The following is a 12517-nucleotide window of genomic DNA, read 5'->3' as shown; positions in this document are numbered from 1 at the left end:
CCAGGTCAAAAAACGGACCCGGTCCATAATTTCGCGGCCCCTCCGTACTCAGCGTGTCGAGTCGAACGCCCCTGGGTGAATCTGGTCCCGCGTCGCGATGTACTGCTGGCGCACGGCCTGCCCCACGGGAAGTTCCTCGCCGGGCTCCAGCACCTGCGCCGCCGCGCCCTGCCAGGCCGGGGGAGTACGCCCGTCGAGCGCCCCCTGCGAGACCCCGAGCGCCCAGGCGGCCTGCCGGGCCGCGCCCAGCGCCGCGTACTGAGCGGGCTGCGGCACGACCACCTGCGTCCCCAGCAGCGCCGGCGCCAGCTGCTGCACGGCCGGCAGCTCGGCCGCCGCGCCCAGCAGGAAGACCCGCCGCACCTCCACGCCCCGGCCGCGCAGCACGTCGAGCGCGTCCGCCAGCGAGCAGAGCATCCCCTCGAACGCGGCCCGCGCCAGGTGCTCCGGCTTCATCGACTCCCGCCGCAGCCCGCACAGGGTCCCGGCGGTGTGCGGCAGCCGCGGGGTGCGCTCACCCTCCAGATACGGCAGGAGTACGAGCCCCGAGGAGCCGGCCGTCGACTTCAGGGCCAGCGCGGACAGCGCGTCGAGCCCCTCCACGTCCAGCATCTCGGCGGTGCCGCGCAGAGCGCGTACGGCGTTCGACGTGTGCACCACCGGCAGGTGCATGCCCGTCGCGTCGGCGAACGAGGTGATCATCCCGGTCGGATCGGCCAGCGCCTCGTGGTGCACCGCCATCACGGAACCCGAAGCCCCCAGCGACACGACCGCGTCCCCGACGCCGACCCCCAGACCGAAGGCCGCCGCCATGGTCTCGCCGGTCCCGGCGGAGATCAGCAGCCCCTCCGGCGTCATCCCGGCCGCCTCGGAAGGACCCAGCACCTCCGGCAGCGCCGCCTGGTGCCCGAGCGCCAGCTCCACGAGATCCGGCCGGTAGGACTCGCTCCCCGCCGACCAGTACCCGGTCCCGGACGCGGCACCCCGGTCGGTGGTCCGCCGGCCCGGCCGCCCGAGCAGCTGCCACACCAGCCAGTCGTGCGGCTGGAGCGCCGCCGCCACCCGCTGCGCCTGCTCCGGCTCGGTCCGCGCCAGCCAGCGCAGCTTGGCCACCGGCTGCGCGGCCTGCGGCACCGCCCCGACCGCCTCGGCCCAGGCCTGCCGCCCGCCGAGCCCGTCGATCAGATCGGCCGCCGCGGCCTGCGCCCGCTTGTCGTTGCCGAGCAGGGCCGGCCGTACGAGGTTGCCCTGGTGGTCCAGCAGTACGAGCCCGTGCTGCTGCGCGGACACGCCGATCGCCTGCACCCCTTCGAGGAGCCCGCCGGCGGCGGCCTCACCGAGGGAGAGCAGCCACGCCTGCGGGTCGACCTCGGTGGCCTTCGCCTCGACGGGATGCGGGGCGTACCCCTCGCGCAGTACGGCGCCCGTGTCCGTATCGCAGACCACGATGTGTGTGAACGCGGAAGAACTGTCCAAGCCGGCGACTATGCCCATACGCAGATTCTGCCGCACCCCCGGAGGTTTCCCGTACCGGCGGCGCGGCAGAAGCGGCGGCGGGGCCGGCTAGGTGTTGGTGGTCCCCCAGTCGTCCTCGACGCCGGGCCTGGTCCCGCGCCCCCGCATGGACCGCACCCGGTCCGTCACGGACGACGGCACCTTGTCGCCGACCTTCTCGCCCACCACGTGGTACGCCTTCCCGGCGAACTCCCGGCCGTTCTGGGCCGCGGTCTCGCAGGTGTTGCGCACGGCCGGGTTCTGGGCGAACTGGCGTGCGGACTTCTTCAGCTGCTCGTAACGCTCGCGCCCGGCCCGCGTGCCGAGCACGTAACCGAGGGCCACTCCGGCGATGAACGTGAGCCGGTACCGCATGGCTGCCACCCTTCCTACGCTCCGTGCGACGTGTGCTGCCCGCCTACCCGCAGACGCCCGAGATCACCCCGGCCGATACCGATTGGCAAAGCACCCCCCTGCTTGCGCTAATGTATGTGTCGCAGCGAACGCGCGCCGCCCGGCATCCGCCAGGCAGGTGCGTTCGACGCAACGCAGCAATCCCCTGTAGCTCAATTGGCAGAGCAGCCGGCTGTTAACCGGCAGGTTACTGGTTCGAGTCCAGTCGGGGGAGCGCGATCCCCTGTAGCTCAATTGGCAGAGCATTCGGCTGTTAACCGGAGGGTTACTGGTTCGAGTCCAGTCGGGGGAGCGATCGGAAGAGGGCCCCGTTGGGGTCCTTTTTCGTATGCCCGGAACCGGTCGGCGACCAGCGCCGTCTTCATGGTCATCAACAGCCGGGCATCCGCAGCGGGAGATCGTATGACCGGCTATGCTGCGGCAGACGGTGCGCACACATGTACGCGCCACGCCGAGACGGGGCGGTAGCTCAGCCGGTTAGAGCAGCGGACTCATAATCCGTCGGCCGTGGGTTCGAGTCCCACCCGCCCCACCCAGCATCCCCAGGCAGAATCGTTCTGACCTGGGGAAACGCGTATTGCGGGGGCGTTTTGTGTGTGGCGTTCGCCTCATGAGGGTGTGGCGAACGCGAGTCGCCGCACATCAAAGATGAGCTCTGAACGGCCTTGACTCGGGGCTTTGCGGCGGCGCCTTCGTGGGAGCGTCGTGAGCGGACCCATGGCCGGTGCCCTCCATCCAACTCGCTACGTCGACGCGGCATCTTCCCCTCCCTTGCTGCGCCGTGGTCCGACGCCCCCGAATGTTGCCGATGTATCATGGCTATGTACATCGTGGACTTGTGGCAGTGAGGGGTGGTCGGCGTGTCTGTGACCCAGGTCGATCTTGATGACGAGGCGCTGGCCGAGGCGATGCGGCTCATGGGCGCGTCGACGAAGAAGGAGACGGTCAACGGGGCTCTGCGGGACTACGTGGCGCGCATCAAGCGACTGGAGGCTGCCGAGAAGCTTGCCGCGCGGGGCGAACGGGGCGAGTTCGAGGCTGCGGCTGCCGCCCATGCAGCGGCCAAGGATGCCCGGCGGGCGGCCTTCGAGTGATCACGTACCTCGTCGACACGTCCGCCCTGTGGCATCTCTTCCGTACGTCCGGGGCCTTGCGGTCCTGGGAAGGGCATATCGCCGCCGGTGTGCTCCATGTATGCGAACCCACGAGGGCGGAGTTCCTCTACTCGGCCACAAGCCCGGCCCACCGAGACGAGTTGGCTGAGGAATTGGATGATCTCTGTCATCTCTCGCCGGTCCCCAAGAGCGCATGGCGCTGGGTCGACACCGCGCAGTACAAGCTCACCCAGCGAGCGCAGCACCGCGCTGCTGGAGCCATCGACCTCCTGGTATGTGCGACAGCGGTTCATCACGGTCACACGGTGCTCCACGTGGACAACGACTTCGCCACGGTGGCGGCGGTCCTCAAGGAAGTGCAGCAGCGAGACGTACGTGCCTGATGTCGTCACATCCAGCCCGCCGGAACCGGCTACGTCGCGGCCGACCCAGCTCGTTCCTGCGATTGTCCCCCTCGACGGAGCCGACGCGGAACTGGTGGCGATCGGGGAGCGGTATTGGGCGCTCGCCGGTTTCGCGCCCGAGCTCGGCACTCCGGTCTGGTGCGAGAAGGCCAAGGGCATCGACACCGCAGGCTGGGGTCACCAGATCTATGCCGTTGCCGCAGCCGGTGTCCGAGCCGTGGTGGCCGGACGAGTGTGCCCGCAGTGCGGAGGTTCGCTGAGCCTGACCTCCCGAGCTGCCTTTCAGTAAGTCTGTGGCGGCTCCACGCACGCTGGAAGCGGCTCCAGCGGGACGTCATCGCTGAGGAGTACGCCGCCGTCTTCCCTTCGACCGGGGAAGTGCCGGTCTCGGGGGTACGGGAGATGTGGGGTTTGCCCAAGGCCGGGTAGTTAGCGTTTCTGCAGGTCACGCAAGGGGTTCTTCGTCGGCGTGATGGCCGCGTAGCGGCCTGTGCGAACTCTCTTGATCATTCCTCTCTCGGTCCAGCGGGCGAGTTGTCGGTAGGTGGCCACGAGGGTGACGTCGCCCAGGAGCTCGGCGATTTCCCTTGAGCGCCACAGCCGTTCCGGTTCGGTCTGCAAGATGCCCAGGACACGTGTCATGCGGTCGCTGCTCCGGCCGGGACCGACGTACTGGGGGACGGTGGCGGTGGGCAGTGCGGCGTGCGGAGCGGGGGGCTCGAGGATGGTGATGTCGAGGTCGGTGACGGTGCGGCTGGTATCGGGGCGGCCGTCCATCTGCCGTTCGCTGTAGCGGGACATCGGGGATTTGACCTTGCGGGTGCTCACGCGTGGCCGCCTGGGAGGGGGCAGGTCGGCCAGGACATCCCGTTCGTGCTGGTTCTCGATCGTCTTGCCTTGCCCGCCACCTCGGCCCACTTGTCGGCAGCGCCGGTGAGATTGGACAGGTCGCCACTCATCACTTCGCGATAGGCCGGCACGCATCCCCCGGGGCGGTCGGTCGGCTGGTCAGTAGTCGTCGCAGCAGGTCGAGGGCGCGGTGGGTTCGAGGAGGCGCGGCAGGATCCCCGCGGCACCGTACTCGGCGATGAGTCCTCTGCGGGCGAAGGCGCTGGTGAACTTGGCGTCGGGTGTGGAGAAGCCCATGTTGTCTCAACCGAACCCGAAACTGTTCGCCATGTCATTCCTTCGGGTGGAGTAATCCCCGAGGCTACCGGGGCATGCGCCGGTAGCTGGCACGATGACTTACGGCAAAGGATTTGATCATGCAGGTGCTCACCCCTGCTCGATTGCACGCGTTACTACTCCGCCACCAAGCGGTCTGCGGACGCTTTCTCTTCGCCGTGAGTATGTAAGAGATGGGTACTCAGCGGTCGTGATCAGGGGTTCCCGGCCCCCTTGCAGGAGGTTCCTCGTTGTCTCATCGTCAGTCAGCAGCTCGGCACGGTGGTGGCCATGTGCTGCACCTCGACGGAGCGGCGGATTCGCCGGTCGAGGTCCTGCCGGTCACCGCAGCGCAGCGTGAGATCTGGCTCGCAGAGCAGCGCTCCCCGGACACGCGTCAGGCGCTGCGTCTGGGGGAGTACCTGGAAATCTGCGGACCGGTCGATCCGGCGACTTTCGAGGCAGCACTGCGCCAAGTGGTGGCTGAAACCGATGCGTTGCGGGTGCGCCTGGTGCCCGGTGAGGACGGTCCTGTTCAGGTCCTGGAGCGTGAGCTGCCCTGGACCCTTTCGTTCGTCGACGTCAGCGACGAACCCGACCCGGAGGTCGCCGCACGCGCGTGGGTCTCAGCCGATATGGCCAGGCCCATGGACCTGGCCTCCGGTCCGTTGTTCAGCTACGCCCTTCTACAGCTGGCGCCGGACCAATTCTGGTGGTACCACACCTACCACCATGGGGCCGTGGACGCTTTCGGCTACGCCCTCGTGGCGCGGCGGGTAGCGGACGTCTACACGGCGCTGACGGAGGGGCGGCAGACCGGCCCCAGTCCCTTCGGCCCGTTGTCGGCACTGGTCCGGGCCGACCAGGACTACCGTGTGTCCGAGGATCATGCAGCCGACCGTGCGTACTGGATGCGGCAACTGTCCGGATGGACGGGGACCGCCGCGCCTTCGCCCGGCCCCAAGGGCACGGCAGCCGTTCCCGGCCCGGCGGGGCAGGAGCGGTCTTCAGGAAGCCGGGCCCTTGTGCCCATCCCGAGAACGGAGTTGCGTCCGCTCCTGCGTCCGCGGGCACTGAAGGCAGCGGCTTCGCGCGCCGAGGTCTCCCGTTTCCGTTTCGTGTTCGCCGCCATGGCGCTGTACACGCATCATCTGACGGGCGGGCGGGACGTGGTGGTCGGGCTGACCGTGGCCGGCCGGATGGACGAGGTTTCCCGCACGACGCCCGGCATGCTCGCCAACAGTGTTCCCGTACGCCTGACGATCCGGCCCGACATGCCGCTGAGAGACCTGCTGACCCAGGTCGACGACCGGATGCGCGAAGCGGTGGAACACCAGCGTTACCGAGGCGAGGACTTGTACCGCGACCTCGGACTGTCTCGAGACTCCGGCGCGACGATCTCGCCGACGGTCAACCTCATCGGGTTCGACTACAACATCGCCTTCGCCGGCCACCGATGCATCGCGCACAACCTCTCCTTCCCACTGGGCAGCGATCTGATGATCATGGTGTGGGACCGCCGGGACGGCACCGGCCCGCACATGAGACTGCATGCGGCGCCCGGAGCGTACGGCGAATCCGACCTCGTGGATTCCCAGCGGCGTCTCCTGCACTTCCTGGCGAACCTGGCGGACTTCGACCCCGGTCTCCCGGTCGGTCTGCTCGACGTGCTGTCGAGCGGCGAGCGAAAGAGCCTGCTGGACCAGGGGGACGCCTCCGCGGCAGGCGTTCCCGCCGTTCCCCTGCCGACGCTGTTCGAGGACCAAGTGCGCCGCACGCCGGGTGCCGATGCGGTGGTGGCCGGCGACACGACGCTGACGTACGGGGAGTTGAACGCACGCGCGAACCGGCTGGCGCATGCCCTGACCGCTCAGGGCATCGGGGCCGAGGACGTCGTCGCCCTCGCTCTGCCGCGTTCGGTCGACCTCGTGGTGGCCGTGCTCGCCGTGCTCAAGGCCGGGGCCGCCTACTTGCCGGTGGATCCGGCGTATCCGGAGGCGCGGAGGGAGTACATGCTCGCCGACGCCCGCCCGGCTCTGGTGATCGACGGTCCGCGGGCCGTGGCCGAGCTATCGGAGGGACAGCCGGTCACCGACCCGGGAATCGCCGTGGATCCGCGGCACCCGGCGTACGTGATCTATACCTCGGGTTCGACCGGGCGGCCCAAGGGGGTGGTGGTGACCCACACGGGCATCGCCTCCCTGGTGATGTGCCAGGCGAAGTGCCTGGAGATCACCTCCGACAGCAGGGTGCTGCAGTTCGCCTCGCCCAGCTTCGACGCCTCCACGTGGGATCTGTGCGCCGCCCTGATGAACGGGGCCGCGCTGGTTCTCGCCCCTGTGGTCGACCCCGTGTCGGCACTCACCGACCCCGGTACGCGCCTCACGCATGCGGTCGTGCCGCCGTCGGCACTGGCCGTGGTGTCCGAGATGGACGTGCGTGTTCCGACGTTGGTGGTGGCTGGAGAGTCATGCCCGCCGGGGTTGGTGGCGCGGTGGGCGCCGCATCGGCGCATGCTGAACGCCTACGGGCCGACGGAAACCACGATCATGGCCTCCCTGAGCAAGCCGCTGGTCCCGTCGGACTCGGCACCACCGATCGGACAGTCCGTCCCCGGCAGCCGCGTCTACGTGCTGAACGGCATGCTGCACCCGGTGCCTTCGGGGACTGCCGGGGAACTGTATGTCGCCGGCGCCTCTCTGGCGCGCGGCTATCTGCGCCGCCCGGCCCTGACGGCCGAGCGGTTCGTGGCCGACCCGTACGGTCCTCCGGGAACACGGATGTACCGGACGGGCGACGTGGTGCGATGGTCGGCGGACGGCGAGTTGGAGTACCTCGGGCGCACTGACCACCAGGTCAAGGTCCGCGGGTTCCGCATCGAGCTCGGAGAGGTGGAGGGCGCGCTGACCGCGTGCCCCGGTGTGGAGCAGGCCGCAGTGCTCGCCCGCCCGGACCGGCAACGGGATGAAGTCCGGCTCGTCGCCTACGTCGTGGCCGGTGAGGACGGGACACAGCCGAGGCTGCTGCGCGAGCAGCTGCGCGAGCGACTGCCCGGTCACATGGTCCCCTCGGCGTTCGTGCTGCTCGATGAGCTGCCGCTGACCCCGAACGGAAAACTGGACCGAGACGCCCTGCCGGAGCCCGGCGACGAGCCCGGCGCGTCCGTAGTAAGGCCGCCGCGCACCCCTCGTGAACAGCTGCTGTGCGAGCTGTTCGCCGAGGTGCTCGGTCTGCGGCAGGTCGGCATGGACTCGGACTTCTTCGAAGCGGGCGGGCACTCGCTGCTGGCGATCCGCCTGGCGTCCAGGATCCGTGCCGTGCTGGACGTGGACCTGAGCCTGAGCGTGTTGTTCGAAGCGCCCACGGTGGCCCGCTTGGCGGCTCGGCTGGACCGTGCGGACCGGCAGGAACGCCCGGCACTGACCGTCCGGGAACGACCGGTCCCCGCCCCGCTGTCGTTCGCCCAGCAGCGGCTGTGGTTCCTGGACCGTGCGCTGGGTCCGAGTGCCACCTACAACATCTCTCTGGTGCACCGTCTGACCGGCGAGCTCGACCGGGGGGCGCTGGAGCGGGCGATGAGCGATGTGGTGGGCCGGCACGAGAGCCTGCGCACGGTCTTCCCGAACGTCGGTGGTGAGCCCTTCCAACGGATCATCGACGCGTCCGCAGCGCGCCCGCTGCTGCCCGTCACCGAGGTGGACGACGAGGAGTCGCTGCAGTCGCGGCTGCGGGAAGCCGCCCGTTACCTGTTCGACCTGTCGGCCGAGTCACCGCTGCGCGCGGACCTGTTCGTACGGGGCCCCGCCGAACACGTACTGGCCATCGTGATCCACCACATCGCCGCCGACGGCTGGTCCATGGCTCCTCTGACTCAAGACCTGGCGACCGCCTACGCGGCCCGGTGCCAGGGCCGGGAGCCGGCCTGGGAGCCACTGCCTGTGCGGTACACCGACTACACCTTGTGGCAGCGCCGCCTGCAAGGTGACCCCGACGACCCGGACGGGCTTCTGAACCGCCAGCTCGCTCACTGGTCATCCGCGTTGGCGGGTCTGCCCGTCGAACTCGAACTTCCCTACGACAGGCAACGCCCCGCCGTCGCGTCATACAGCGGTGCCCGAGTCCACCTGCGCATCGACGCGGAACTGCACGCGGCGCTGACAGAGCTGGCGCGCCGGTCCGGAGCGAGCCTCTTCATGGTGCTCCACGCGGGTTTGGCAACCCTCCTGACCAAGCTGGGGGCGGGCACTGACATTCCTGTCGGCAGTGTGATCGCCGGCCGCACCGACCAGGCCCTGGACGAGCTGGTGGGATTCTTCGTCAATACCTTGGTGCTGCGTACCGACACCTCCGGCGACCCCGCCTTCACCGAGCTGCTGGCACGTGTCCGCAGCACCGCGCTGGCGGCCTACGCGCACCAGGAAGTGCCTTTCGAGCGGCTCGTGGAGACGCTGAATCCGCCGCGGTCACCGGCCCGCCACCCGCTGTTCCAGATCGCGCTCTCCCTCGACGCAGACGAAGCCACGTCGTTCGCTCTCCCGGGGCTGCGAACGACCAGGATCCCGGTGTCGACCGCGACCGCCAAGTTCGATCTGGACATCGGCGTCCACGAACAACGCTCCGAGAAGGGTGAGTGCCTCGGTCTGCACGGAACCATCGACTACGCCACCGACCTGTTCGACCACAGCACGGTCCAGGACCTGGCCGCGCGTTGGGTACGGCTGCTGGAAGCGGTCGTCCAGCATCCGGACCGTCGGGTCAGCCGCATCGACGTACTGTCCGACAGCGAGCGCCGTCTCCTCCTCGGGGACACCGCCCGGAGCACGACGGCACGCCCGCCTGCGGGCACGATTCACGAGGTGTTCCGCACGCAGGTGCGCGCCGCCCCGGACACGGTCGCCGTTGTGGCGGACGATGCGACCCTGACCTACGCCCAGCTGAACGCCCGGGCGAACCGACTTGCGCACGCGCTGACCGCTCGCGGCGTGGGTGTAGAGGACGTCGTCGCCCTCGCGCTGCCGCGTTCGGGGGACCTCGTCGTGGCTGTGCTCGCCGTACTCAAAGCGGGGGCTGCCTACCTGCCGCTGGACCCGGAGTACCCGGTCCGGCGCATCGCGGCCATGTTCGCGGACGCACGGCCCGCGCTGCTGCTCACGGACACGACCACCGCCGCGGCCGGCGATCTAGGTACGGGCACTCCGCGTCTGCTGCTGGACACACCGGAGACCAAGGCCCTGTTGCAGGGGCTGCCGGACGACGACCCGATGACGGAGGTGGCGCCCGACAATGCGGCGTACGTGATCTACACGTCGGGATCGACCGGCACACCCAAGGGAGTCGTCGCCCGCCACTCGAGCGTGGTCAACGTGGCCGCCCAGTACCGGAACCAGGTGTTCGGACCCGCAGCCGAGCGCGTCGGAGGCCGAAGCCTGCGGGTCGCCCTGACCGCTTCGGTCTCCTTCGACGCCTCCTGGGGTCAGTTGGCGGCACTGCTGGACGGCCACGAGCTCCACGTCCCCGACTCCGCCACCTGGGCCGACGCGGACCGGTGTGAGGCATGGCTGACCCAACACCGGATCGACACGGTCGACGCCACGCCCTCGTACATGCGCATCCTGTCCGACCGCGGCCTGTTCACCAACGAGCGGTGGCGGCCGAGCGTGGCCGTGCTCGGCGGGGAGGACCTGCCGGACCAGCTGTGGGCAGAACTGCGGGCGGTGGACGGGCTGGCGGCCTACAACATGTACGGGCCGACCGAATGCACCGTTGACGCGGTACAGGCGAGGCTGGAGACCACCGTGACCCCGGTGCTCGGACACTCGGTCCCCGGCACCCGCGCCTATGTACTGGACACCGCGTTGCGGCCGGTGCCGATCGGCGTGACCGGCGAGCTGTATGTGGCCGGTGCCGGCCTGGCGCGCGGTTATCTGCGCCGTCCGGGCTTGACGGCGCAGCGATTCGTGGCCGACCCGTACGGCCCGCCGGGAACAAGGATGTACCGCACCGGCGACCTGGCCCGCCGGCGCACCGACGGACAACTCGTCTTCGCCGGTCGGGTGGACGACCAGGTCAAGGTCCGTGGCCACCGCATCGAACCCGGTGAGGTCGAAGCCGTTCTCTCTTCCCACCCCCGCGTCGCCCACGCCGTGGTGACCGCCCGCAGCGACCGCCTCGGAGAGACCCGCCTGGTCGCCTACGCGGTGCCCGTCACCGGGTCCGAGATCCTCCCGGCCGACATGCGCTCCTTCCTCCTGGAACGCTTCCCCGCCTACATGGTGCCGTCCGCGTTCGTGGCCTTGGACGCCCTGCCTCTGACTCCCAACGGCAAGCTCGACCGTGATGCTCTGCCCGCGCCGGAGTACGCCACGACCGCCGGAAGTACCCGTTCCGCGGGCACCCCCGAGGAGCGGGCCCTGTGTGAACTGTTCGCCGAGGTACTGGACGTGCCCGCAGTCGGCGTCGACGATGACTTCTTCGCTCTGGGCGGTCACTCCCTGCTCGCCACCCGACTGGCAAGCCGGATCGGCGAGACCCTGGCCGTCCCCTTCAGACTGTCGGCTCTCCTTGAGGCACCCACCCCGGCGGGACTGGCCAGGCGCCTGACTGCGGACGACCCTCACACCGTCTCCTCATGGGTGCCGGATTCGGAAGCGGAACTGAGCCCTGCCCTGCGTTTCACCTCCGTTGCGCAGCTGGCCGGTGACCCGCGCGAGATTCTGCTGACCGGGGCCACCGGTTTCGTCGGCGCCTTCGTCCTGTCCGAGTTGCTGCACAGGACAGCGGCCCGGGTCCACTGTCTCGTCCGTGCGCGGACCGACGCCCAGGCGCGTGAGCGTCTGGGCGAGACCATGCGGACCTACGGCATTGAGGCAACGCCGGACGATCCGCGGCTGAACATCGTCCGAGGAGACCTGAGTGCCCCCGGTCTCGGCGTCGAACCGACACGCTGGGCACAGCTGCGCGAAACGATCGACACGATCGTTCACAGCGGCGCGCACGTACACCACCTCTTGCCATACGCACGGCTGAAACCTGCCAACGTGGAGGGCACCCGGACCTTGCTGCGCCTGGCGGGCGAAGGGCGGCCGAAGACGTTCCACCACCTCTCGACCCTCGGAGTGTTCCGGCCTGGCCAGGATTCCTCCCGACTGGTCACGGAGGATTGTCCGATCGACGGTGAACTGCATCCGTTCGGGAGAGGGTACGCAGCGAGCAAGTGGGTCGCCGACCGACTGGTGGAGCGTGCGTTCGAGCGGGGAGCGAGCGGTGGCATCTACCGGCTCGGTCGCATCTGGGCCCACACCTCGACCGGCGCCGTCAGTCCGGACGATATGTTCTCCCGGCTGCTCACCAGCTGCGCGGCTCTCGGCTGCTATCCGGCGGAACCTCAGTTCCAGGAAGCCGTTCTTCCCGTCGATGTCCTCGCCGGCGCCCTCGTCGAGCTACTGCGCGAGGGCGACCGAGCCGACCTCGTACACCACCTTCACCACCCATGCAGCGTGGGGCCGGGCGCCTTCATGGCCGGTTACGACCGGATGAACAGGACGTGCTCCGAAGAGGTCCCGCTGACCGTATGGCTGAAGCGCCTGCGCCGGGCGAGCGAGCGAGGGCAGGACTTGCCGATCCTGCCCTACCAGGCGTATTTCGAGGAGCAAGTCAACGCAGCACGAGCCGGTCAGCAGCCGACTCTGAAGTTCGAGAACACCAAGACCGTCCACCGGCTGCGGAGGCTGGGGATCGCGATCCCTGAGATCGACGACGCCGCGGTCTCGAACTTCTGGGGCTTCGTTGAACGGTGAGGCGAGCCGCCGGGAGCCGGTCACGGCATCGCCTCGGCTGCCACCGCGAAATCCATCAGTGCACGACGTCCACGGGCGGCGGCAGAGGCCCGAGTCACTGCCGTGCCGCCGCGCACCCACCGGCGCGTCC

The 12517-nt window shown here is 69.3% G+C and carries 7 protein-coding genes and 3 tRNA genes; 6 read left to right on the top strand and 4 right to left on the bottom strand.

What is annotated here, in order from left to right; translation table 11 throughout:
• Positions 1-48: 48 nt before the first annotated feature.
• Positions 49-1494, bottom strand: coding sequence for an FGGY family carbohydrate kinase (locus ABZ564_RS01755; RefSeq protein WP_360847803.1), 1446 nt, complete (start codon positions 1492-1494; stop codon positions 49-51).
• A gap of 69 nt (positions 1495-1563) precedes the next feature.
• Positions 1564-1869: a YtxH domain-containing protein gene (locus ABZ564_RS01750; RefSeq protein ID WP_360848280.1), complete on the bottom strand. Its 306-nt coding sequence runs from the start codon at positions 1867-1869 to the stop codon at positions 1564-1566.
• A 180-nt stretch (positions 1870-2049) separates the two neighbouring features.
• Between ABZ564_RS01750 and ABZ564_RS01745 the strand changes: the two genes are divergently transcribed.
• The 5 genes from ABZ564_RS01745 (at position 2050) to ABZ564_RS01725 (ending at position 3406) form a co-directional block, all read left to right on the top strand.
• Positions 2050-2122, top strand: a tRNA-Asn gene (locus tag ABZ564_RS01745).
• A 5-nt stretch (positions 2123-2127) separates the two neighbouring features.
• A tRNA-Asn gene (locus ABZ564_RS01740) sits at positions 2128-2200 on the top strand.
• 166 nt (positions 2201-2366) lie between these two features.
• Positions 2367-2440: transfer RNA gene (locus ABZ564_RS01735), tRNA-Ile, on the top strand.
• A 328-nt stretch (positions 2441-2768) separates the two neighbouring features.
• A complete protein-coding gene (locus tag ABZ564_RS01730; protein WP_360847800.1) occupies positions 2769-3002 on the top strand; it encodes a type II toxin-antitoxin system VapB family antitoxin in 234 nt (77 codons plus the stop codon).
• Positions 2999-3406, top strand: a complete 408-nt coding sequence (locus tag ABZ564_RS01725; protein WP_360847797.1) for a PIN domain nuclease — start codon at positions 2999-3001, stop codon at positions 3404-3406. Before ABZ564_RS01730 ends, ABZ564_RS01725 begins: the two co-directional genes overlap by 4 nt.
• Before the next feature lie 450 nt (positions 3407-3856).
• Here the strand turns inward: ABZ564_RS01725 and ABZ564_RS01720 are convergent, their stop codons facing one another.
• Together ABZ564_RS01720 and ABZ564_RS01715 are read right to left on the bottom strand one after the other, a co-directional pair.
• Entirely contained in the window at positions 3857-4255 is a 399-nt protein-coding gene (locus ABZ564_RS01720; protein WP_181009201.1) for a hypothetical protein, read from the bottom strand.
• Positions 4256-4435: 180 nt separating this feature from the next.
• The gene (locus tag ABZ564_RS01715) at positions 4436-4573 is read right to left on the bottom strand and encodes a hypothetical protein (RefSeq protein WP_360847793.1); all 138 of its coding nucleotides are present in this window, start codon (positions 4571-4573) and stop codon (positions 4436-4438) included.
• 311 nt (positions 4574-4884) lie between these two features.
• Between ABZ564_RS01715 and ABZ564_RS01710 the strand changes: the two genes are divergently transcribed.
• The gene (locus ABZ564_RS01710; RefSeq protein ID WP_360847790.1) at positions 4885-12387 is read left to right on the top strand and encodes an amino acid adenylation domain-containing protein; all 7503 of its coding nucleotides are present in this window, start codon (positions 4885-4887) and stop codon (positions 12385-12387) included.
• Positions 12388-12517 lie beyond the last annotated feature (130 nt).

Source organism: Streptomyces sp. NPDC019224, from assembly GCF_040632605.1.
In the GTDB taxonomy this organism is placed as follows: Bacteria; Actinomycetota; Actinomycetes; order Streptomycetales; family Streptomycetaceae; genus Streptomyces.
The sequence above is the reverse complement of the archived record's forward strand: the minus strand, read 5'-3'. Positions and strand labels throughout refer to the sequence as shown.

Excerpts from the sequence above, each read along its gene's own strand:
- ABZ564_RS01755 (WP_360847803.1), bottom strand. The coding sequence starts at position 1,494 with ATGGGCATAGTCGCCGGCTTGGACAGTTCTTCCGCGTTCACACACATC.
- ABZ564_RS01750 (WP_360848280.1), bottom strand. The coding sequence starts at position 1,869 with ATGCGGTACCGGCTCACGTTCATCGCCGGAGTGGCCCTCGGTTACGTG.
- ABZ564_RS01715 (WP_360847793.1), bottom strand. The coding sequence starts at position 4,573 with ATGGGCTTCTCCACACCCGACGCCAAGTTCACCAGCGCCTTCGCCCGC.